At 61.1% G+C, this 22674-nt stretch carries 21 protein-coding genes; 9 read left to right on the top strand and 12 right to left on the bottom strand.

All coding sequences use genetic code 11. From position 1 onward, the window contains the following. Positions 1 to 59: 59 nt before the first annotated feature. A complete protein-coding gene (locus QMX89_RS05235; protein ID WP_282347295.1) occupies positions 60 to 977 on the bottom strand; it encodes a carbohydrate kinase in 918 nt (305 codons plus the stop codon). A gap of 325 nt (positions 978 to 1302) precedes the next feature. Between QMX89_RS05235 and QMX89_RS05230 the strand changes: the two genes are divergently transcribed. Then, on the top strand, positions 1303 to 2607 hold the full coding sequence (locus tag QMX89_RS05230; RefSeq protein ID WP_282347294.1) for a PAS domain-containing protein: 1305 nt from the start codon (positions 1303 to 1305) through the stop codon (positions 2605 to 2607). Positions 2608 to 2713: 106 nt separating this feature from the next. Here the strand turns inward: QMX89_RS05230 and QMX89_RS05225 are convergent, their stop codons facing one another. The 3 genes from QMX89_RS05225 to QMX89_RS05215 all read right to left on the bottom strand — a co-directional run bounded on the left by QMX89_RS05225 (position 2714) and on the right by QMX89_RS05215 (position 5322). Continuing rightward, a complete protein-coding gene (locus QMX89_RS05225) occupies positions 2714 to 3619 on the bottom strand; it encodes a sensor domain-containing diguanylate cyclase (RefSeq protein ID WP_282347292.1) in 906 nt (301 codons plus the stop codon). Positions 3620 to 3739: 120 nt separating this feature from the next. After that, on the bottom strand, positions 3740 to 4054 hold the full coding sequence (locus QMX89_RS05220) for a hypothetical protein (protein WP_282347290.1): 315 nt from the start codon (positions 4052 to 4054) through the stop codon (positions 3740 to 3742). 308 nt (positions 4055 to 4362) lie between these two features. Further along, complete coding sequence (locus tag QMX89_RS05215; RefSeq protein ID WP_282347289.1) at positions 4363 to 5322, bottom strand: DNA replication terminus site-binding protein; 960 nt, start codon at positions 5320 to 5322, stop codon at positions 4363 to 4365. Between the two features lie 115 nt (positions 5323 to 5437). On the opposite strand from QMX89_RS05215, the gene QMX89_RS05210 reads away from it, so the two are divergent. Continuing rightward, positions 5438 to 5590 carry a DUF2256 domain-containing protein gene (locus QMX89_RS05210; protein WP_282347288.1) on the top strand — a complete coding sequence of 51 codons (153 nt, stop codon included), beginning with the start codon at positions 5438 to 5440 and terminating at the stop codon, positions 5588 to 5590. 9 nt (positions 5591 to 5599) lie between these two features. Here the strand turns inward: QMX89_RS05210 and QMX89_RS05205 are convergent, their stop codons facing one another. Then, complete coding sequence (locus QMX89_RS05205) at positions 5600 to 6601, bottom strand: LacI family DNA-binding transcriptional regulator (protein ID WP_282347287.1); 1002 nt, start codon at positions 6599 to 6601, stop codon at positions 5600 to 5602. 193 nt (positions 6602 to 6794) lie between these two features. Between QMX89_RS05205 and QMX89_RS05200 the strand changes: the two genes are divergently transcribed. The 3 genes from QMX89_RS05200 to QMX89_RS05190 are packed head-to-tail and all read left to right on the top strand — an operon-like array spanning position 6795 to position 10319. Beyond that, positions 6795 to 7967 (top strand): Gfo/Idh/MocA family oxidoreductase, encoded by a 1173-nt coding sequence (locus QMX89_RS05200; RefSeq protein ID WP_282347286.1) that lies wholly within the window; start codon positions 6795 to 6797, stop codon positions 7965 to 7967. Continuing rightward, positions 7964 to 9043 carry a sugar phosphate isomerase/epimerase gene (locus QMX89_RS05195; RefSeq protein ID WP_282347285.1) on the top strand — a complete coding sequence of 360 codons (1080 nt, stop codon included), beginning with the start codon at positions 7964 to 7966 and terminating at the stop codon, positions 9041 to 9043. The genes QMX89_RS05200 and QMX89_RS05195 overlap by 4 nt, the downstream gene beginning before the upstream one ends. A 52-nt stretch (positions 9044 to 9095) precedes the next feature. Then, on the top strand, positions 9096 to 10319 hold the full coding sequence (locus tag QMX89_RS05190; RefSeq protein WP_282347284.1) for a nucleoside permease: 1224 nt from the start codon (positions 9096 to 9098) through the stop codon (positions 10317 to 10319). A gap of 14 nt (positions 10320 to 10333) precedes the next feature. Here the strand turns inward: QMX89_RS05190 and QMX89_RS05185 are convergent, their stop codons facing one another. The 6 genes from QMX89_RS05185 to QMX89_RS05160 all read right to left on the bottom strand — a co-directional run bounded on the left by QMX89_RS05185 (position 10334) and on the right by QMX89_RS05160 (position 17423). After that, positions 10334 to 11947, bottom strand: a complete 1614-nt coding sequence (locus QMX89_RS05185; protein ID WP_282347283.1) for an ABC transporter ATP-binding protein — start codon at positions 11945 to 11947, stop codon at positions 10334 to 10336. Next, positions 11940 to 12761 (bottom strand): ABC transporter permease, encoded by an 822-nt coding sequence (locus QMX89_RS05180; protein WP_282347282.1) that lies wholly within the window; start codon positions 12759 to 12761, stop codon positions 11940 to 11942. Before QMX89_RS05180 ends, QMX89_RS05185 begins: the two co-directional genes overlap by 8 nt. A 3-nt stretch (positions 12762 to 12764) precedes the next feature. After that, positions 12765 to 13760 (bottom strand): ABC transporter permease, encoded by a 996-nt coding sequence (locus QMX89_RS05175; protein WP_282347281.1) that lies wholly within the window; start codon positions 13758 to 13760, stop codon positions 12765 to 12767. Positions 13761 to 13765: 5 nt separating this feature from the next. Then, positions 13766 to 15310: an ABC transporter substrate-binding protein gene (locus QMX89_RS05170; protein ID WP_282347280.1), complete on the bottom strand. Its 1545-nt coding sequence runs from the start codon at positions 15308 to 15310 to the stop codon at positions 13766 to 13768. After that, positions 15303 to 16229 carry a homocysteine S-methyltransferase family protein gene (locus QMX89_RS05165; protein ID WP_282347279.1) on the bottom strand — a complete coding sequence of 309 codons (927 nt, stop codon included), beginning with the start codon at positions 16227 to 16229 and terminating at the stop codon, positions 15303 to 15305. The genes QMX89_RS05170 and QMX89_RS05165 overlap by 8 nt, the downstream gene beginning before the upstream one ends. Before the next feature lie 279 nt (positions 16230 to 16508). Continuing rightward, positions 16509 to 17423, bottom strand: coding sequence for a LysR family transcriptional regulator (locus tag QMX89_RS05160; RefSeq protein ID WP_282347277.1), 915 nt, complete (start codon positions 17421 to 17423; stop codon positions 16509 to 16511). A 104-nt stretch (positions 17424 to 17527) separates the two neighbouring features. Here QMX89_RS05160 and QMX89_RS05155 point away from each other — a divergent pair, with 104 nt between their 5' ends. After that, positions 17528 to 18406, top strand: coding sequence for an MBL fold metallo-hydrolase (locus tag QMX89_RS05155; protein ID WP_282347276.1), 879 nt, complete (start codon positions 17528 to 17530; stop codon positions 18404 to 18406). Positions 18407 to 18612: 206 nt separating this feature from the next. After that, positions 18613 to 19197, top strand: coding sequence for an AAA family ATPase (locus QMX89_RS05150; protein ID WP_282347275.1), 585 nt, complete (start codon positions 18613 to 18615; stop codon positions 19195 to 19197). Here the strand turns inward: QMX89_RS05150 and QMX89_RS05145 are convergent. Then, complete coding sequence (locus QMX89_RS05145) at positions 19192 to 20094, bottom strand: AraC family transcriptional regulator (protein WP_282347274.1); 903 nt, start codon at positions 20092 to 20094, stop codon at positions 19192 to 19194. The genes QMX89_RS05150 and QMX89_RS05145 overlap by 6 nt on opposite strands. Before the next feature lie 306 nt (positions 20095 to 20400). Between QMX89_RS05145 and QMX89_RS05140 the strand changes: the two genes are divergently transcribed. Beyond that, entirely contained in the window at positions 20401 to 21711 is a 1311-nt protein-coding gene (locus QMX89_RS05140; RefSeq protein WP_282347273.1) for a sugar ABC transporter substrate-binding protein, read from the top strand. A gap of 161 nt (positions 21712 to 21872) precedes the next feature. Next, positions 21873 to 22646 (top strand): L-iditol 2-dehydrogenase, encoded by a 774-nt coding sequence (locus QMX89_RS05135; RefSeq protein ID WP_282347272.1) that lies wholly within the window; start codon positions 21873 to 21875, stop codon positions 22644 to 22646. The last annotated feature ends 28 nt before the right edge of the window (positions 22647 to 22674 follow it).

Genomic DNA, 22674 nt, shown 5'->3' with positions numbered 1-22674 from the left:
GACCGCTCCTACGGTAATCTGCAGCCCTCCCGTAGGAGCGGTCCGTGGCCGCGAAGGGTTCAGCGCGATTCACCTGAACGCGCCAAAAGCTGTTCGACTTCTTCACGATTGGGTGCATAAGCGCCCGCATTGGCGCACGACACCGAAGCACATGCCGCAGAGAAGGCCAGGCGCGCCTGCGCGGCTTCGATGCCCAACAGGCCCGAAGCCAGCCAGCCTGCCATGCTCGCGTCGCCGGCACCCACGGTGTCGGCCACCTCGACGGCGATGGCTGCCTGTTCGACCTTGCTGCCCAAGGTGAACAACACCATGCCCTCGGCACCACGGGTGAACAGTACCTGAGCGTTCGCGTTCATCTCGCGCAGCTGCTGCAGGGCCTGTTCTTCGCTCAGGCCGGGATAGATCTGACGCAAGTCTTCATCCGACAGCTTGATGATGTCCGCCAGTTCCACCATGGCCGGAAAGGTCACTTCACGGTACCGGCTGTCCATCAGGTTGCGCCAGTTGGGGTCGTAACTGATCAGCTTGCCGTGTCGCCTCACCTGCCGGGCGACTTCCACCAGCCTGTCACCCAGTGGCTGGCGCGCCAGGCTGATGCAGCTGAAATGGCAGAGCTGCGCAGCTTCCAGCCAGCCCGCCGGCAGAAGCTGAACGTCGAAATGCAGATCGGCCTCGCCGGCGAAAAAATAACGGGGAGGGTGGCTGGAGGGCACGATCGCCACCAACGGATCGACGTCGATACGCTGCAGGAAACGCATGTCCAGGCCTGCGGCTTCGGACTGCTTGAACAGCTCATCCCCCAGCGAATCGGTACTGATCGAACCGGCGAACGCCGTCGAGACCCCAAGGCGACTCATGGCCCGCGCCACGTTCCACGGCGCGCCACCCGGATAGCCCTGCCAGCGCCCGGGTGCGTGTTGGACCAGGTCGGTGAGTGCTTCACCAAACACCACGACTGCGGGCAGTTGCCTGTTCATCCAGCTTCCTCTTGTTATGTGGGGCATCGCTCGAATGGATCGAGCGTGGAGCCGGGCAACATCGCCGCGGGCATCCGCAAAGTTTCGGCAACATACTCTGAAAGGCCGGGGCGCTGGTAGCCCGGTTCTTGCACCGTGCTGATACTTTTTTGCCAATCACCGCATTGACTGCCGCTTGCATGCTCATGCCAAAGGGCGACTGCTTTTACTGCTTTCTGAACTCACGGCAAAGAATCCAAAAAACCTATACAGTTTTCCAGTTCTGTGACGATACAGATGGCGAGGTGCCATGGATCAGGCCCGCCACCTGTATAGAGCTCTATTCATGCCTGTCCTGTTTCCTTTGCGCCGCGATCGGCGCGCCTTGCAACAATTGCTGTCCGCCCTCACTCAGGGTACCGAACCTCAGCTGCGAGGGTGTGCCGCCGCCCCGGCGGTCAATCGCGCGCTGGAGGCCGTCAATCAATCCCGCAGCCACGCCGACACACGGATTGCCGCCCTCGAAGCGGAACTCGAAACCGCCCGCGAACTGTTGCGCGAAACCGAACAAGCGGCTCGTGCCCACGAGGTCAGATTCGACCTGGTCAACCGCGCCTCCAGCGAAGGCTTGTGGGACATGGAGGTCGTGGCCGGCGACCCGGTCAATCCCAACAATCGCTTCTGGTGGTCGCAGCAGTTGCGCAACCTGCTGGGTTTCAATGACGAGCGTGATTTCCCGAACGTGCTGGCCAGTTGGGCAGATCGCCTGCATCCGCAGGACAAACAAGCGACGCTGGATGCCTTCGCACGTCACCTCAACGACAAGTCAGGCCACACGCCATACAAGGTCAAGAATCGCCTGGCGATGAAAGACGGCAGCTACCGCTGGTTCTACGCCCAGGGCGAGACCCTGCGCGATGCCCAGGGCCGGCCTGTGCGGGTCGCCGGCTCGTTGCGCGACATTCACGATGAGCTGCAACGGGACCATGAGCACGAAGTGATCATCACGCGGTTCGAACTGGCTCGGGAGATGCTTTCCGATGGCCTCTGGGACATGGAGGTGATCGCTGGGGATCCGGTCAACCCGAAGAATCCCTTCTGGTGGTCGACGCAATTCCGCAGGCTGCTGGGCTTCGAAACCGTCGAAGAGTTTCCCGATGTACTCGACAGCTGGGCCTCCAGACTGCACCCCGATGACAAGGAACGCAGCCTGGCCGCTTTCGGCAGCCACCTGAACGATCGCTCGGGCAAGACGCCGTTCGACATCGAGTACCGGCTGAAGATGAAAACCGGCGAGTATCGCTGGTTCCGTGCTCGCGGCCAGACTCGTCGGGATGCGCAGGGCGCACCCCTGCGCGTGGTCGGCGCGCTGGTGGACGTCAATCTGCTGCACGAGCAGCAGGCGTTGCGCGAAGCGGAGGTGGAGCACCAGCGCACCCTGGAAGACAATATCGCGCAGCTGTCGCAGATCGTGTCCACCATCCAGAGCATCGCCAATCAGACCAACCTGCTGGCGCTGAACGCGGCCATCGAAGCAGCGCGCGCGGGCGAAGCCGGGCGCGGGTTCGCCGTGGTCGCGGACGAGGTGCGCAAGCTGGCGACGCGGACGACCGAAGCGACCGAGCAGGCTGCCGGGATGATTTCGCGGTAAAACCTCGTGGCCGGGCGCCTGTGTAAGGCGCCCGAAACCAATTCAGACTGATAACATCATGACAGGCGTGCGGCTTGGGTATCCGACCCCTCTGTCGCCTTCGTGATCACTGCGCCGAATACACCTTGATCTGCGATCTGCCCGCGCGCTTGGCCTGGTACAGCGCCTCATCCGCATGGCGCAGCAGCGTGTGCACGTCCTCGCCCGCTTCGGGGAAGAACGCGATGCCTATCGAGGAGGTGGTGTGGATTTCCTGGCCCTTCACGTTCCACCGATGGCTCAGGGATTCGCACAGGCGGGTGGCAACCTGAAGCGCCTGTGCCTGATCGGTGTGCGGTAGAAACGCGACGAACTCGTCGCCACCGATGCGACCGAACAGATCGCCCTCGCGCAGGCAGAGGCGGGTGCGCCGGGCGAAAGCGATCAGCAACTCGTCGCCGAGCTCGTGACCCCGCTGGTCGTTGATCAGCTTGAAGCGATCCAGGTCCATGTAGATGAGCGCCGAAGGCAGTGGGGCGCTGGCAGGCGTCGTGGTTTGAGCCAATGCATGGGCGATCAGGTCGAGAATCCCCCTGCGGTTGGATATACCGGTCAAGGCATCCAGGTGGGCGAGGTTCTTGAAGCGTTCTTCGCTGGCTTGCAGGGCCTTCTCGGCAAGCTTGCGTTCGGTGATGTTGCGGCTGACGATCAGCAGCCGGTAGCGCGTGCCGTCGGCATTGAAGGAGGGCGTCTTGATGACCTCCCAGGTATTGATGCGGTTATCCTGACCCATGAAGGATTTTTCGACGATCGTTGCGCGGCGGTTGCGCCAGGCCAACTCGTCTGTCTCGACGTTGCGCGCGAAACCCTCGGCAAACTTCGGTTGCAAGGTGAGCAGTTCGGCATCGGTTATGCCGACGTAGTCGAAGCTGCTCATTTCGTAGGCGGCAAGGGCCGTCTTGTTGCAGAACAGCCATCGTCCGGCGCCGTCCTTGACGACGATGAACTCCTGAATGGCATTGAGGAGGGACAAAAAATCTACGTGATCGGCATTCGGAGGCATGGTGGGGTGTTACCAGCGGGGCAGGGTAGCTTGATGAAAGGGTATCGGCTGCGGCTATGGGGTCTGAAGACCGGCTGTCGAAGGCTCGGCTCAGACTTCAGCCAGCAATTGCGCCAATCGAGCATGCTCCCAGGTGCTCAACAGCTCGATAGGATCGGTGCCGTAACGCTGGGCCGAGTCGAAGGCATACAGTCGGCCTTCAGGGCTCTGGCAACGCTCGCAATGGAAGCGACCGTCGTCGTGCTGATGGAAGGTGATGAGCCACCCATCGGCACCGACCGTCAGCGTTGAGTCGAGGGTGTTGGCCCAGCACGCGTCGCCCAGACGGTATAACGTGCGAGTCCCCAAGGCGATGTCTCGAAGCAACTGGCAGGTTTCGCGTGCGGTGAGAGGAGTTACGGACACCAGAAGGCTGCCACTTGAAAAAAGAAGGGCATGTTACAGGACTTTGGCGTATTGAACGGCTCATCACATCGAGAGTGGACAGCATGCCGATTCACTATTCAAGAAAGCTGACCGGCAGAGACCGCAGCAAGGCTGGCAACACGCAATTGGGATGTATCAACTAAGCCCCGCGCTGCATTAATCACCTTGGCTCAACAACAATAACATCATGACATCGGCTGCAATTTTGAATAACCCACGCACCGCGTTCACAGCCTGGTTAACAACGGAAGAGGCGCTTGAGTTCTGTTCCCAGTCCCCAACCTTTCTCAAGGCTCTTCCGACTTCCTGGGCATCGGTCCATACACACGATGCTCTTCCTTGTAGCGGAACAGGTTCATCGCTTCCACGTACGGATCATCCTCCAGCAATGCGAGGCGGGTGTTTTTCTTCACCAGGATCTTCGGCTCGTAACTTTGAAGCGGTTTGACCTTCGGCGCTGGCTGGCCTAGTTCGTAGACGAAGGGGACCGGTGCAATGATCGGCTTCACTTTCGCGTCTGCATTGCGAACCCGCGCGCGAATATGAGGCTGCACCAATCGACGAATCGCGACCTGTTCGCTCGGGTCGAGCTTGGCCAGCATGTCGATGCCGTAGAGCAGGGCGTTCTCGGCCGCAGCTTCCGAGGAGTGGTGCACGGTCGCTTGTTTGTCGCGGTATTGATCGAGCAACTCTTTCCATTCTTCAATCAAGTCGCCGGCCATCTTGCGTGCGCCGGAAGAGCCGGTGTCATCCCAGTAGAAGTTGATGACCTGGGGATCGGTAAGCACATGGGTCAAGCGCAAAGCCTGTTTGGGAACGATGCCGTTCCCGCGGCCCTTGAAGCGGCCCCAGACATTGCGGCGGTCGTTGGTCTTTTCGATGGCCCCGATCAACTTGCCCAGCTCGCTACGAGTGACGTTCGTCTGCAGGATCTTGTCGATGGCCGCGCGGGGCAGGGCGATCACACCGGGTACACGCAGCGTTTCCCGTGGGTGCTGGCCAACTTTGACCCAGATACTGGTGAGTGCTTCGAACGCCGCTTGTACCGCCTCATCGCCGTGGAGCGTACGAACTTCTATCGGTTCGTTGCGCACCGCATCCTCGGGCCGGAAATCCAGGCCGAACATGGCATCGACATGGGCTTGATCCCTGACGGCCCGCAGCACTTCGCCCAGCTCCATCAACTCGGACTGGAGCCGGTTGACCATGGCGATGGCCGCGCTCGTTTGGCTAAGATGCAGGTCCATGCGTTTGTCCAGGTGATGGGCGGATGGCGCATTCTAGCGAGGTACTGTGGTTTTATACAGCCTCTGATGATTTTCGTATCAGGATGATTTCGGTGCTGGTCGATGGAGACAGTGTTTGAAGAAGAGTGAACTACCGGTAAAGCACTGCGCCACATGCGGTCTGCCCTTCACCTGGCGCAAGAAATGGGAAAGATGCTGGGATGAAGTTCGTTATTGCTCGGAGCGGTGTCGACGGCAGAAAAAGTCCGGGCCTGCATCGAATCAATAACGGGCATCATCAGCCCGCTACCCGAGCGGTGCTCTGCCGGATCGTCAGCTGATAGGGCAATGTCACGTGCCGTGCCGGCAGCGGGCGTTTCTCGATCAGGCTGATCAACATCTCTACCGCCTGCTGGCCGAACTGTTCGGCCGGCTGGGCGATGGTCGTCAGCGGCGGATCGCAATAGGCGGCCAGTTCGATGTCGTCGAACCCGGCCAGTGAAACGTCTTGAGGTACACGCAAGCCCATTTCCCTGATCCGTTTCAAGGCGCCGATGGCCATTTCATCGCTTTCGCAGAACAGTGCGGTGGGGCGCTCGGGCCCAGCCAGCAACTGCAGCGCACCGTCATAGCCGGCTTTCAGACTGAAATCGCCTGGGCAGATCATTGCCGGGTCGGGTGCGATGTCGGCTTCGCGCAGCGCTGCTTCGTAGCCCGCGCGGCGGTCGTGAGTCAGCGGGCTGTCGGCCGGTCCGTTGATCAAGCCGATGCGTCGGTGGCCCAGGTCGAGCAGGTGCTGGGTGACGGCTTTGGCAGCCGCTCGGTTATCCAGGCTGACGGTTGGATGACGACCGCTTTTCAGCACCTCGCAGGCGTTGACGATGGGCGGCACGTCCGAGAGCCCGCTGGTTGAAACGAACGGGTCGTAGGCGCGCAACTGCAGAACCCCGTCGGCTTGATGGGCGTGTACCAGCTCGGCAAATTCGCGCTCGGTGGCTTCGCACCCCAGGGTGTCGCACAGCAGCACGCGATAGCCGGCGGCCTGGGCGGCTTTCTGGGCGCCGCTGATGACGCGGGCAAAAAAACCGTTGGCAATGTTCGGCACCAGAACGACCAGGTTGAACGTGCGCCGCGAGCGAAACTGCACGGCCATCAGGTTGGGTCGGTAGCCGGCCTGTTCCACGGCGACGTTGACCCGGTCACGGGTCTCGGGCAGCACTCGCTCCGGGGACTTCAGGGTGCGCGATACCGTCGCCACCGAAACCCCGGCCAGGCGCGCCACTTCACGAATGTTCGACAAGTCCACCTCGTTTCTCGGGAATACCTAAGCGAAGCTTACCGCAGTTCGCGGTAGGGTCCGGGACCGATTTTCAGCGGCTGTCCGTTTGACAGAGCACAGTTTGGCGCCTAGATTCGATGTAAGGATGTAACCGGTTACATCGACTGGTTGCGTATCGTAGCTCAGACAGGTACCTGCTTTGAGGCTGGGTTTCATGCACAAGACAAGAATGGGGTTCGTCGGCGGTGGAGAGGGTTCTTTCATCGCCAAGGCACACCGTCAGGCCGCCGCGCTGGACGGGCGTTTCGAACTGGTGTGCGGCGCCTTCAGTCGCGATCCTTCGAACAACCAGCGGACGGGCAATGCCTTGGGTCTCCAGCCGGCGCGTACCTACGCGGACTGGCAACAGATGATCGAAGCCGAATCACGGCTGCCCAGTGACCAGCGCATGCAACTGGTGGTGAACGTCACACCGAATCATCTTCATGCCCCGGTCGCTCGGCGGGCCATTCAGGCAGGCTTTCACGTGTTCAGCGAAAAACCCGCCGCCTTGAACCTGGCCGAGTTGCAGGCGCTCGATCGCGTGCTGCATGGCAGCGATCGCCTGTACGGTCTGGCCCACGTTTACCTGGGTTACCCCATGGTGTGGGAAGCCCGTGAGTTGGTGCGCAACGGTGTAATTGGCAAGGTGCGCAAAGTCATCGTCGAATACCCCCAAGGCTGGTTGAGCCAAGACATCGCCCGCGATGGCAACAAGCAGGCCGACTGGCGTGACAACCCGGAGCAGTCCGGTATCGGCGGCTGCATCGGCGACATCGGCACCCACGCGTTCTGTCTTGCCGAGTTCATCGCCGATCAGCAGGTGCACTCACTCAGTGCCATGCTGGGCTCTCACATCGAGGGCCGTCGGCTGGACGACGATGCCAGCATGCTGTTCAAGATGAACGGCGGTGCGAGCGGCGTGCTCATTGCCAGCCAGGTCTGCGCTGGCGAGGAGAACCCACTGAAAATCCGCATCTACGGTGAGCAAGGCGGACTGGAATGGCGTCAGGAAGAGCCGTCCAGCCTGATCCATCGCTCGCTTGATCAGCCCATGCGTGTGCTGCGCTCGGGCCTCGGGCAGCCGTGGCTCAGCACTGTGGCCACACGACGGATGCGTCTGCCGGCCGGTCATCCCGAGGGTTATCTGGAGGCGATGGCCAATCTCTACGTGGATTTCGCCGACGCCATCCAGGCTGGTGGCGGCGGCAACCAGGCGCCGGGCGTGCCGGGCATGGAGGTGGGTCTGCGTGGAATGGCCTTCATCGAAACCGCCATCGCCAGTCATCGCAGCGATGCCAAGTGGACCGAACTGGTCTGTCCTCTGCACTCACGGAGCCTTTCATGATGAACGTTGCAACCGAACACGGACTGCGTGGACCGGGCATATTTCTGGCCCAGTTCATGTCGGACCAAGCGCCTTTCGACAGCCTGGCCAACATCGCCAGCTGGGCCGCATCCCAGGGGTACAAGGCCATTCAATTGCCCACGCTGGGCACTCGCTACATCGATCTGGAACGAGCCGCGCACAGTCAGATGTACTGCGACGAACTCAACGCCATTTGCGCAAACGCCGGCGTGCAGATCAGCGAGCTGTCCACCCACCTGCAAGGTCAACTGGTGGCGGTGCATCCGGCTTTCGATGCGGTGTTCGACGAGTTTGCGCCGGTCCACGTGCGCGGTCGGCCCGAGGCCCGAACGCAATGGGCCAGCGACCAGCTCAAGCTTGCTGCCCGTGCCAGCCAGCGGCTGGGTCTGAAAGCCCACGCGACCTTTTCCGGTGCGCTGCTGTGGCCCTATGTCTACCCGTGGCCGCAGCGGCCAAAGGGTCTGGTCGAACAAGGGTTCGCCGAACTCGCCAAGCGCTGGGTGCCTATCCTCGATTGCTTCGAAGACGCTGGCGTCGACCTGTGCTACGAGATCCATCCTGGCGAAGATCTGCACGATGGCGCTTCGTTCGAGCGTTTTCTGCAGGCGGTCGACCAGCATCCGCGGGCCGCCATTCTCTACGACCCCAGCCACCTGCTGCTGCAGCAGATGGACTATCTGGGCTTCATCGACCGCTATCACGCGCGCATCCGCATGTTCCATGTCAAGGATGCCGAGTTTCGTCCCGACGCCCGGGCGGGTGTCTACGGGGGTTATCAGGATTGGGTCGACCGGCCTGGACGCTTCCGCTCCCTGGGCGACGGCCAGGTGGATTTCAAATCGATCTTCAGCAAATTGACCCAATACGGTTTCAACGGCTGGGCCGTGCTGGAGTGGGAATGCTGCCTGAAGGACTCGGCCCAAGGCGCGGGTGAGGGCGCTGCGTTCATCGAGCGCCACATGATCACACGCACCCAACGGGCCTTCGACGATTTCGCCGGTGTGTCTGCCGATGTTCATTCCAACCGGCGATTACTGGGCCTGCCTGAAGACTGAAACCTGCGAGCCTTCGACCGACACCTGCCATAACAATAAAACGGTGAGTGCAATGAAAACCATGAACGCGCGATTGAGCGTGATGATGTTCCTGCAGTTCTTCATCTGGGGCGGCTGGTTCGTCACCCTGGGTACCTTCCTGGCGACGGGACTAGGGGCAAGCGGCGGGCAGATCGGCCTGGCGTTCTCGACGCAGTCATGGGGAGCGATCATTGCGCCTTTCGTCATTGGCCTGATCGCCGACCGCTGGTTCAACGCCGAGCGCATCCTGGCCGTGCTTCACCTGCTGGGCGCGGTGCTGTTGTATCAGCTGTATCGAGCAGCGGATTTCGCCACGTTCTATCCCTATGTCCTGGCCTACATGATTGCCTACATGCCCACCCTGGCCCTGGTGAACTCGGTCGCCTTCCGGCAGATGCAGGATCCGGCGCGGGAATTTTCCCGCATCCGAGTATGGGGCACGATCGGCTGGATCGTGGCCGGTCTGGTCATCAGCATGGTGTTCGCGTGGGATTCGGCGCCAGGCATCGCGGGCGGAGCATTGCGCAACACCTTCCTGATGTCGGCCATCGCTTCGCTGCTGCTTGGTCTCTACAGCTTCACATTGCCCATCACCGCGCCCCTGCAAGCCAGCAGCGAGCGCCGGGGACTGCGCCAGGTGTTGGGCCTGGATGCACTCGGGTTGCTGAAGGATCGCAGCTATCTGATTTTCTTCCTGGCCTCGATCCTGATCTGCATACCGCTGGCGTTCTATTATCAGAACGCCAATCCGTTCCTGGCCGAGATCGGTGTTGCCAATCCCACGGCAAAAATGGCGATCGGGCAGGTGTCCGAAGTGCTGTTCATGCTACTGCTACCGTTGTTCATTGCCCGTTTCGGGATCAAGATCGCGCTGCTGGTGGGCATGCTCGCCTGGGTGCTGCGCTACGTGTTGTTCGCCTACGGCAGCGGCGGTGAAGCGGTCGCGCTGCTGCTGATCGGCATCGCGCTGCATGGCGTGTGCTACGACTTTTTCTTCGTCTGCGGGCAGATCTACACCGACGCCAAAACCCCCGAGCGCTTTCGCAGCTCGGCGCAGGGGTTGATCACGCTGGCCACCTATGGGCTGGGCATGCTGATCGGGTTCTGGGTGGCAGGGAAGGTGACCGACCACTACGCATCGGGAATGCTGCATGACTGGCGGAGTATCTGGCTGTTTCCGGCCGGGTTCGCAGCCGTGGTGCTTGTAGGGTTTTGCCTGATGTTCCGGCCCGAGCGGCGCGTGCAGGGGTTATGAACGTCAGGGAACAGTCACCCGGCCATTTGCATCAACCAGTCCTGCCGCATCTGCGGCACGGCTTCGACCAGGCGCCGGGTGTAGTCGTCCAGCGGTGCGCTGAGGGCCTCGGCCGTACGGCCGTGCCGAACAATGCGTCCGTCGTGCAGCACGGCGACCTCGTGGGCAATTTCCCTGGCGACGTGCAGGTCATGGGTGATGAACAGATAGGACACGCCTGTTTCAGTTTGCAGCCGTCGCAGCAATGCCAACACGTCCAGGGCAACCAGTGGGTCGAGGGCCGAGGTCGGTTCATCGCAGATGATCAGAGCGGGTTCTGCAGCCAGGGCGCGGGCGATGCAGACGCGTTGTTTCTGCCCACCGGAAAGGGTGTGCGGAAGTCGCTTCGCAGTGTCCGCAGGCAGGCCGACCTGTTCAAGCAGTTCGGCCACGCGCCGTTGCCGTAGCGGTCGGCTCAGCCTGGTGAATGTCTGCACGGCGCGCTCCAGTTGATCGCCGATGCAGAGTCTGGGGTTGAGTGCGTTGTCAGGAATCTGATGGACCATCTGGATCTGTTGCAGATGCTCACGGGTCCGCCGACTCAGGCTTGGGGGCAACGGCTGGCCGTTGAGCGTCATCGACCCGCCCACGTCGCCGAGCAGGCCACAGATGGCTCTGCCCAAGGTCGACTTGCCTGATCCGGATTCACCGATCAGCGCCAGCGTGCGTCCTTGGCAAAGGCTCAATGAGAGGTCGTCGAGCACCGGTCGCTGCCGGTAACTTGCGGTCAGCGAGCGGATGACCAGCAGCTCAGCTGCTGCGGCATCTGTGCTACCCAAGGTGCGACCCGCGCGCCCGGCGCTGAGCAGATCCTGGGTGTAGCCCTGCGCCGGACGCTGGAGGATCTGCTCGGTGGTGCCATGCTCCACACATCGCCCATGACGCAGCACCATGATCTGGTCAGCCAGTTGTGCGACCACTGCCAGATCGTGGCTGATATAGATCGCCGCAACACCTGCCTGGCGAATCACCTGAGCGATCGCTTGCAGAATCCCCAGTTGGGTGACGACGTCCAGTGCCGTGGTCGGTTCGTCGAAAACGATCAACTGCGGCGAACTGCACAGGGCCATGGCAATCATCGCCCGCTGCAGTTGCCCACCCGAGACCTGGTGCGGGTAGCGTGAAAAGAACGCCTCAGGCTGCGGCAGCGAGAACTGAGCGAACAGCTCCAGTGCCCGCGCCTTGGCGGTTTGAGCGTCCATCAGCCCGTGCAGCTGCGCGGCCTCGATCACCTGGGCTCCGATGGTAAGGGCTGGATTGAACGCCGATCCGGCGGATTGAGCGACGTAGGCAATGCGTTTGCCGCGAATCCGGCGCAACTCAGGTTCCGACAGATGCAGAAGGTCGCGCCCTTCGAACAGGATACGTCCGCCAGCAACTGCCATGCCTTCGCACAGATGAGCCAGCAGAGCCTGCCCGATGGTCGACTTGCCCGCCCCCGATTCGCTAATCAAACCCAGTACTTCGCCTGCCTCAAGGCTGAAGCAGACGTCGTCGACCAAAAGCCGTCCAGGCTCGCCCTTGGCAGCGATTCGCAGCTGTTCGACACGCAACAGCGGCGCCGTTGCAACCGGTGTGAAATCAACCATGGTTGCGCGCTCCCCATTGGCGGGTGTTGGTCCCCAGCAGCCAGTCGGCCAGGCTATTGATGCACAGCGCCAACGCGGCGATCGCCGCGCCGGGTACCAGCGCTGCCCAGACCCCGAACAGGACGCCGTCCTTGTTATCACGGGCCAGGCCGCCCCAGTCGGCGGTGGGTGGCTGGATACCGAGACCCAGGAACGACAGCGCGGAAAGAAACAGCAGAATGAACACAAAGCGCAGGGCGAACTCCGCAATCAGAATCGGCAACGCATTGGGCAGAATCTCTCGCAACAGAATCCAGCCCAGGCGCTCACCGCGCATGCGCGCCACATCAATGAACTCCATGGCGGCGATGTCCACGGCCACGGCACGGGCCACGCGCAGGATACGGGTGGCCTCCAGCACCCCGAGCACCAGAATGATCACGCCGAGGGTCTTGGGCAGCGTTGCCAGAATGACCAGCGCCAGAACCAGCGTCGGTATGGCCATGAGCACATCGTTGACCCGCGAGATCAGTTGGTCGATCCACCCCCCTGCAGCGCCGGCGATGAAACCCAGCGTCGTGCCACACACGAAGGCCACCACCGCCGCAGCGGCGGTCACCGACAATGATGTGCGCGTACCCCAGATCAACCGTGACAGCAGGTCGCGACCCAAGTTGTCGGTGCCCAGCGGTGCCAGCGCCGACGGCAGGTCCCATGCGGAGCCGATCACCTGATCGGGGGAGTGAGGCGCCAGCCAGGGCGCGAGGAGGGCGACAACCACGAACAGGATCAATCCGACGATGCCGGGCAGGTGAACGATTCTTGGAGCGAGCATGGACTAGTTTCCGTGGCGTAGACGGGGATTGGTCAACAGCGCAATCACATCGGCGAACAGATTGAGCAGGATGTAGATGGCCGCCAGGACCAATGCACAGCCCTGTACGACGGGCACGTCGCGCTTGGCGATGCTGTCGACCAGGTATTGGCCCAGGCCGGGATACACGAAAACGTTCTCCACGATCACCACACCCACCATCAAATAGGCCAGGTTCAACACGATGACATTGATGATCGGTCCCCAGGCGTTGGGTAGCACATGGCACCACAACACCCGCATCGGCGAGAGGCCCTTGAGCACGGCGGTGTCGACATAGCTGCTGCGCTGGGCGCTGAGCAATGCTGCGCGGGTCATGTTGCTCATGTGGCCGAGCACGGCCAGCACCAGCGTGGCACCGGGAAGCACGATCGCCAGCAACCGCTCCGACAACGGCATGCCCAGTTGCACGCTGCTGTTGCTGGGCAGCCAGGCAAGGGTCATGGAGAAAACGAAGATCAGCAAATAACCTGAGAAAAACTCCGGCAAGGCCACGGTCATACGACTGAACAGGTTCAGCAGTCCGTCGATCCAGCCACCGTGAAAGCGGACTGAAACCAGACCCATGAGCAGCGCCAGGGGCACCGCCACCAGCGCCGTGCTGCCGGCCAGGAACAAGGTGTTCTGCAGCCGTTCCGAGAGCGCGACGGAAATGTTTTCCCGTGAAGTCAGGCTGATGCCGAAATCGCCCTGCAGGATTCCGCCCAACCAGTGCAGATACCGCCAGCCCGCCGGCTGATCCAGCCCCAGTTGCTGCTTCAGCGCCTGGATGGCCGCAGGGGTCGCGGACTGACCGAGGATCGCGGTGGCGGTATCGCCGGGCAGCAGGTTCAGGCCGATGAAGATCAACAGCGAAGTGGCCAGCAGCATCGCCAGGCCGACCGCCAGCCGTCGCACGATCATGCTCGCCAACACGCTTTGCCCTTCTGCGCCTACGCTAACCGGCAATGTCGCAGGCATGATGGCTATCCTTCCAGCCAGACTTTTTCGGCGGCGCGGTTGCCGCTCAGCGGCACCCCAGGCACCGATTTGAAGCCCTTTACATTGCTGCGCGTGGCCGCCAGCGCGTCGGCGTACAGCGGGATGACTTCACTGCTCTGATCCACCAGCATCAGCTGGATGTCATGGTAGATCTGGCGGCGCTTGTCTTCATCGGTTTCGCCGCGCGCAGCCTTGACCAGTTGATCGAACGCCGGGACCCGCCAGGCCGATTCGTTCCACGGCGCATTGCTGGTGAACACCATGGACAGCAGGGCATCGGCAGTGGGCCGCGCGCCCCAGTTGGAGGTGCAGAATGGCTTCTTCAGCCAGGTATCGGTCCAGAAGGCGTCGTTCGGTACGCGCTCGATGGCCAGGGGAATGCCGGCTTTCTGCGCCGACTGCTGATACAACTGAGCGGCATCCACCGCCCCCGGAAAGCCGGCGTCTGCCGCGTGCAGCGTGAGCGGTCCGGCGAAGCCCGCCTTTTGCCAGTGAAAGCGCGCGCGATCGGGATCGTAGGGCCGTTGCGGAATGTCCTTGGCGAAATACCGATTCGACGGGAAGACCGGGTTGTCGTTGCCCACCGAGCCATAACCGCCCAGCACCGTGTCGATCAGCTGTTGCCGATCCACGGCGTACTTGAGCGCCAGCCGCCCATCAAGGGAATCGAACGGCGCGACATTGGCCAGGCCCGGCAGCGTGAAGATCTGGCTGTCCTTGTCGCGGATCAGCTGGATCGACGGCATCTTTTCGATGCGGCCGACAATGCGTGGGTTGACTCGATTGATGATCTGCACCGAACCGCTGACCAGCGCCGCCACCCTTGCGGTCGAATCATTCATGGCCAGGGTTTCGACCGAATCGACGTGGCCGCGGGAAGGGTTCCAGTGGTTGGGGTTGCGCTTGACCAGCATGCGCACGCCTGGCTGGAAGTTTTCCAGGATGAAGGCCCCGGTACCGATGGCTTTTTCGAAAGGTTCGTTTTCGGCAGTGATCACGAAATGGACCGCCGAAAGCAATGCGATGAACTCGACGTTCGGATCTGCCAGCGTGATGGTGACTTCGTGCTCGGCGCTGGCCCGCAGGTCCCTGACCGGCTCCAGATACACCTTGACGGGCGACGACGATTTCTCGTCGCGGTGATGATTGAGCGACCACACAACGTCCTTTGCGCTCAACGACCGGCCGTCATGGAATTGCACGCCTTTACGGATGTTCAACACCCACTTGCGACCACCGTCGGCGCTGGACCAGGATTCGGCGAGTGAGGGAACGATGGCTCCGGTGTCATCGACTTCCACCAGCGCGTTGAACAGCTGGCTGCCGGTGACGTACATCCAGCTTTCGAACCAGAAGGCAGGGTCGAGGCGGTCGGTGGTGGAGGCGTTGTCCAACCCGACCACCAGGTGCCCGCCTTTTTTCGGTTCCAGGCTGTCCTGTGCGAAGCCTCGCAAAGGCCAAGCAGAGGCCATCGCCGCCGTCATGGCCGCCGCGCCGGTGCCCTTGATAAAAGAACGACGATCAAACATGCAAGGCATCCTGTGCAGCGGGGGCAAGGTCTGCGTCAACCAGGGCGGTCGACAGCGCGTGAATGTGTTCCGGGCCGATGCCACAGCAACCGCCGACGATACTTGCCCCTTGGGCGACCCACTCCTGAGCCCAACGCAGATAGTTGCTCGGCTCGGTGTCCCGCCGCATCGCACTGAGGCCGACGTTGGCACCACGTTTCTGATCGGAAGGTTCGAAGGCGTTGGCATAGATGCCCAGCGCGGAATTGCTCTGGGCGCCCGCTTCGAGCAGGGCCGCACTCATGACTTCAGGCGGGCTGCAATTGAACAGAATGGCCGCCGCGTTCAGCTGCGTCGCAGCCGCGACGGCTGCAGTGATGCTTTCCCCGGATCGCAGTTGAGCCTTGCCTTGAGCATTGAGTGCATCATCCAGGGTGAAGGAAAACCAGCGCGGCCGTGGGTCGTCCTTGAGCAACTCGGCGACCAGCCGCACCTCGGCAATGGAACTCTGGGTCTCGGCCAGCCACAGATCGACCTGATCACTCAGGGCATCGATCAGCACCTGAAGAATCCTGGCCGCCTGCACCGGCTCGAACAGATCCGGACGATACGAGCCCAGCGCGGGAGGCAACGAACCCGCAACCCGAACGCTCTGCGCGCTGGCATCGGCCGCATCGCGAGCGATGGCACCCGCCAGGCGCGCCAGGGCCGCACCGTCGCGTTCGAAGCGCGCATCGCCGATGTGAAAGGGCACCACGGCGTAGCTGTTGGTCGTGATGATCTGCGCACCGGCCTTGATGAAAGCGTCGTGGGCCTGCCGCACATATTCAGGTGCCTCGATCAACGCCAGTGCCGACCATTCCGGCTGCCGAAACGGTGCGCCATTGCGCGACAACTCACGGCCCATACCGCCGTCGAGAATTTGAAGCTGTTTGGCCATTGTTGGTATCCGAGATCCAGATAAGAAGTAGGTCGGTCCTGCCGCACTGAAAGATGAGTGCTGTATTAGCGCGCAGGGATCCGACACAAAGAGCAGCGATAGTGTGTTGAAGCCGCCGCCATACAAGGCGTGCTTAGATTGAATAGAAATATAAATGCTGCTGCAACTTCGGTGGTGGAATAGCGAGCTGAGTTTTAGCTATATATTGAAGTACTGTTTGCTGGGCAACAGTGATTCAACACTTTGCGATGTAGCAGATCATATTTTCGCTATTAACGATTAGCGTGCGTCCACTGCGCTATCCCACGCAGGCTCTTCCGGAAACCGTCCGACCAGAAAGTCCAGCATCGCGCGCAATACCGCCGATACATGCCTGCGAGACGCATACACGGCATGAATGCTCAACGTCATGGGTTGGTAGTCGGGCAGCAGGGCGACCAACTCTCCCTTGCGAACAAGGGGCGCTGCCAGGTAGGTCGGCAACAGCGCAACGCCTGACCCACACAAGGCGGCCTGCAAGGTCGTGACGGAGTCGTTGGTGCTGACATTGCCATTGACCGCAACACTGCTGGGCTCCCCGTCGCGGGTGAAGTGCCACAGGCTGCTGCCGTGATAGGAATGCGTCAGACAGTTATGCAGGGAAAGGTCTTCGATCGTTTTAGGCTCAACGTGGGTTTTCAGATAGCTGGGCGCGGCGCAGATCACCGAGCGGCAGGTGGTCAGGCGCCGTGCGATGAGGTTGGGGTCAAGCTCGTTGGTGATGCGAATCGCCAGATCCACGCGCTCGTCGACCAGATTGACCGTGCGATCGAGCAGTTGCATGTCGATCCGTACCTTGGGGTAGCGTGCGACGAATTCGGTGACGGCCCCAGTGAGCTGGGCCTGTCCGAACGAGGTGCTGGCCGTGATGCGCAGCAGCCCTTCGGGCTCGTCTTCGGGATGAGTCGCGATCGCCTGCATGTCCTCGGCCAGGTCGAGCATTCGTCGGCACAGTGGAAGCATTTGCGCGCCCACTGCGGTCAGGGTCAGGCGCCGTGTTGTGCGGTGCATGAGCCTGGCGCCTGTCCAGTCCTCAAGCTCGGCCAGAAACCTGGAAATAACCGGCCGTGAGAGCCCGAGCTTATCGGCGGCAGCCGTCTGACTGCCGCAGTCCACGACGGTGACGAAGGCTTCCATCGCCAACAACTTATCCATGATTAGATCTATTTCTCGAAACAAATATGCAGCAAATCTACTGTTTTTCGAGCGATAAATCTCATCTAACCTCCATCCACCTAAACCTTCGAGATGGAATGTCCATGATCCACTTCATCGCACGACGTGTGTTTGCCAGCCTGATCCTGCTGGGAGGCGCAGGCGCGGCCATGGCCGCAGAACCTCTGCGCGTAGAGGTCTACAATCCGGGCCCGGAGGCGATTTTTCCGGTGTCCTCGGTAATCGTCACCGGCGAGAAAGAAGCCGTTTTGGTCGACGCACAATTTGCCCGGCCGCAGGCCGAAGAGCTGGTCAAACGCATCCACCAGAGCGGGAAAACACTGGCTGCCATCTACATCAGTCACGGCGATCCCGATTACTACTTCGGCCTGCAAACCATCACCGAGGCCTTTCCCAAGGCAAGAGTGCTGGCGACCGCGCAGACCGTCGCGCACATCAAGCAAACCAAGGACAGCAAGCTGGCCTATTGGGGCCCCCAAATGGGGGACGGTGCTCCAGGAAAACTCATCGTGCCGCAGGTGCTGGAAGGCAACCGTCTCGAACTGGAAGGTCGACAGCTGCAGATCATCGGCCTGGACGGCCCGCAGCCCGAGCATACCTTCGTCTGGATACCGTCAACCAAAACGGTACTCGGCGGCGTCGTGCTTTCCAACAACATCCACGTCTGGATGGCCGACACACAAAGTGCGAAATCTCACGCCGACTGGCTGGCCACGCTGGCCCATATCGAGAAACTCCAACCTGTGACCGTCATCCCCGGCCACTTTCTGCCCGGTGAACGCAAGTCAATCGACGCGGCACGCTTCACGGCGGACTACATAAAAACTTTCGATGCCGAAACAGTCAAAGCCAAGGACTCGAATGCATTGGTCGCGGCGATGAAGGCGCATTACCCGGCGTTGGGCGATGAGTCGTCACTGGAACTCAGCGCCAAGGTCGCCAAGGGGGAAATGAAGTGGTAGTTGGCGAGCGGACCTATTAGCGCCACAGCACGTTGACCTGGCTAGGTGTGTTTGGCGAAACAAAGTGTGGTTCAGATATTGGATTTGGGACAGTAGACAGGAGATGCTTCGCCGATTTGATGGGCGTCGGGACGGCATGTTTTTTGTACATGCTTTCTGTACATTTAAACGCAACGTTGTCCCGCTCATGGGAGGTATCATCTTCAATGACACGAACTTTCGCCCTGTCGGGCCTGACCCATGTCTGTGCGTTCGGATCCGAGGAGCAATTCCATAACACCAATGGCGGCGGCGCCGGTCTTCCAATAGTGATCAATCCCGATGATTATCTGGAAACCGAGTCCGGCAGGCAGTTCACGCCGGAAAGGAATCGTCGTGCGTGGGAGCTCGCCTATGCGCGCTTGAACGAAGTGCTGTCGAAAGTGGCCAAAGGCACCCATGTTTATCTGGTGATGGGCGTGCAGGGGGCGGGTAAGTCTCGCTGGGTGTCCGAGAATCATGGCCGGTTGGGTGAGCGGGCAGTGGTGTTCGATGCGGCGCTACCTGCACAACGGCACCGGGAAAAGCTGCTCGCCATTGCCCGCACGCATCAGGTTCCAGTCATCGCCGTATTCGTCAAGGCTTCCCTGGAGCTTGCCCGAGCCCGGAATGCCCAACGCACTGCTGACAAGCGCGTTCCCGAGGAAGCCTTGAACAGCGTGTTCCAGATGCTCGAACCCCCTACGCAGGAGGAAGGGTTCGTTTGGGTACAGACCATTGAACAAACCGCAAGCTTGCCCGCGTCGCTATAGAGCGTGCGGCCGAGTGCGCCGATAGTCACTGGGCGTCTGGGCCATTTCGTGGCGGAAGTGGCGATTGAAGTTGGAGACATTTTCGTAGCCCACTTCAAAGCAGATTTCCGCCACGGAGAGCTGGGTCTGGACGAGCAGCCGACACGCGCGCTGGATTCGGAGTTTGCGCATCAGGTCGATGAAACCGTGGCCGGTGATGCGTTTGAAGAAGCGCGAGAAGCCTGCCTCGCTCATGCCGACGCGCGCGGCGATGGTCGACAGGCGCAGATCGGTCGTGAGCTCGTTGATCAGGTAGTCGAATGCCTGATTGATACGTTGCGAACTGCGTGCGTCCAGCGATGGCGAGTAAAAGGCGCTGGCCAACACTCGAACGTCGCGCTTGGGCGCTCTGGCCAACGTGGACAGCAATTGCAGGAACGCAATCAGCCGCTGCAGCCCTTCGGCTTTACCAATGCCCTCCAGCAAGGTGGCCGCTTGCAAGGCAGTGCTGCCGGTAAATTCGATGCCGCGTCGTGCCTGTGCCAACAGGCCGTTCAGCTCTGAAAGTTCAGGCAGCGAGCCACGCAGGTTGAGCAGGGCGGCGCCATCGAACTGCAGGACCACGTCACGGCCGCAGATGCGTTCACCGGGCGCAACGTCGCCCATCCAGTCATGGGGAAGGTCCGGCCCGATCAGGGCCACATGCCCTGCGCCGAAGGGGCCAATGTAGTCACCCGCCAGAAGCTTGCCGCTGCCTGCTCGGATCAGATGGATTTCATACTCGGGATGATGGTTCCAGCGGGCGAGCTCGTAGGGGTAGTCGTGCTCATACCAGCGGAAACTCTGGTCAGGGCCAGGCAGGATGACCTCGAGATCGGCTGGCCGATGCTCGAACAGGGCAGCGCGGTTATCAGGCATCGAGTGCCCCTTTTTGTTTGTGGTGCGGATCGGGTACAGCGGCTCCAATTCACGCACCATACGCTGAGTCTGCCCTGAGCAGCTAGTTCCTGCGGTGCGCCTGTTCGATAGTTTTTTGATCGCACGCGTCGATGGATAGGACGGTCAAAAAAGTATCGAAACGACGTTCGCCATTCGTTTGAGCGGGAATATTGGGGGGTGATCTAATCGGCTCGTACAGCGCTGCGGCCACGGCACGATCCGCGCGGCGATGGTCGACAACAACAATAACAGCTCCGGTCGAATCGGCCTGGAGCGGAGAGCCCCATGAAGATTACCCCTGCGCTAATTCTTTCGGCTGGTCTGTCAGTCGCCTTCGCCAGCCATGCTGCCGAGACCCTGACGATCGCGACGGTCAACAACGGCGACATGATCCGCATGCAGCGGCTGTCGAAAATCTTCGAGCAGCAGAATCCCGATATCAAGCTCAACTGGGTTGTTCTCGAAGAGAACGTGCTGCGCCAGCGCCTGACAACCGACATTGCTACCCAGGGTGGCCAGTTCGACGTGTTGACCATCGGCACCTACGAGACACCACTGTGGGGGGCCAAGAACTGGCTGGAGCCCATGCAGAATCTGCCGGCCGACTATGATGTCGATGACATCTTCCCTGCGGTCCGCCAGGGTCTTTCGGTCAACGATACCCTCTACGCGTTGCCGTTCTATGGCGAAAGCACCGTCACCTACTACCGCACCGATCTGTTCAAGGCCGCGGGCCTGACCATGCCAGAAAAACCGACTTGGTCGCAATTGGGTGAATTTGCCGCCAAGCTCAATGAGCCGTCCAAGGATCAGTACGGCATGTGCCTGCGAGGCAAAGCTGGCTGGGGTGAAAACATGGCATTGCTCAGCACCATGGCCAACGCCTTTGGGGCGCGCTGGTTCAACGAGCAATGGCAGCCCGAACTCGATAGCCCAGAGTGGAAAGCTGCGGCGAATTTCTACGTCGATACGCTGAAGAAATACGGCCCTCCCGGCGTATCCAGCAACGGTTTCAACGAAACGCTGGCGTTGTTCAACAGCGGCAAGTGTGCGATCTGGGTGGATGCCAGCGTGGCGGGTTCGTTCACCACCGACAAGGAGCAGAGCAGGGTGGTCGACAGCGTGGGCTTCGCGCCTGCGCCCACCGAGGTCACCGACAAAGGCTCGTCCTGGTTGTACGCCTGGTCGCTGGCCATTCCCGCCACCTCCAAGCACAAGGAGGCTGCCAAGACGTTCGTCACCTGGGCAACGTCCAAAGCCTACATCCAGTTGGTCACCGAGAAGGATGGCATCACCAACGTTCCGCCTGGCACGCGCCTTTCGACCTACAGTGATGCCTACCTGAAGGCGGCCCCATTCGCCGAAGTCACCTTGCAGATGATGAAGCACGCCGATCCTTCCAACCCGTCAGCCAAGCCGGTGCCGTACGTGGGCATCCAGTACGTGGTGATTCCGGAGTTTCAGTCGATCGGCACCTCCGTGGGCAAGCTGTTCACTGCAGCGCTGACCGGCCAGATGTCGGTGGATCAGACACTGGCATCTGCTCAGTCCACTACCGAACGCGAGATGAAGCGCGCGGGCTACCCCAAGAAGTAATCCGCCCACGATACCCGCCGGCCCGACGCCGGCGGTCACCGCCGCACAGGTAAGTGGTGATTTCATGGACGCCTTCGCGGCCACTGACCGCTCTACAGGTACTGCACGATCCTTGTAGGAGCGACCAGCACCGCCAACAAATTACTCTCAAGGTAGACCCAATGAAACGTCTCGAAGGAAAAAGCGCCCTGATTACCGGTTCGGCACGGGGCATCGGTCGTACATTCGCCCAAGCGTACATTCACGAAGGCGCCACGGTCGCGATCGCCGACATCGATCTGGAACGTGCCCGGGCGACCGCCGCCGAACTGGGACCGCAGGCGTATGCGGTTGAAATGGATGTCACCGACCAGGCATCCATCGATGCCGCCATGGCGGCGGTGGTCACCCAGGTCGGCAAGCTGGACATCCTGGTGAACAACGCGGCGCTGTTCGATCTGGCGCCGATCACCGAGATCACAAGGGCCAGCTACGACAAGCTGTTTGCCATCAATGTCAGCGGCACCTTATTCACGCTCCAGGCCGCCGCCAGGCAGATGATCGCGCAGGGGCATGGCGGCAAGATCATCAACATGGCCAGCCAGGCCGGTCGCCGAGGTGAGGCGTTGGTGGGTGTCTATTGCGCGACCAAGGCGGCGGTGATCAGCCTGACCCAGTCGGCAGGACTCAACCTCATCAAAGACAAGATCAACGTCAATGCCATCGCCCCCGGTGTCGTGGACGGCGAGCATTGGGATGGTGTCGATGCCTTGTTCGCCAAGCACGAGAACCGTCCTCGGGGCGAAAAGAAACGCCTGGTTGGCCTCGAAGTTCCCTTCGGCCGAATGGGCACGGCCGAAGACCTGGTCGGGATGGCGGTATTCCTGGCTGGCCCGGAGAGCGATTACATCGTTGCGCAAACCTACAACGTCGACGGTGGCAACTGGATGAGTTGACTGCTCCGCAGGAGCCAGCTTCTGTCCG

The organism is Pseudomonas sp. PS01301 (assembly GCF_029960215.1).
In the GTDB taxonomy this organism is placed as follows: Bacteria; Pseudomonadota; Gammaproteobacteria; order Pseudomonadales; family Pseudomonadaceae; genus Aquipseudomonas; species Aquipseudomonas coleopterorum.
This window is presented reverse-complemented; position numbering and strand designations above follow the sequence as displayed.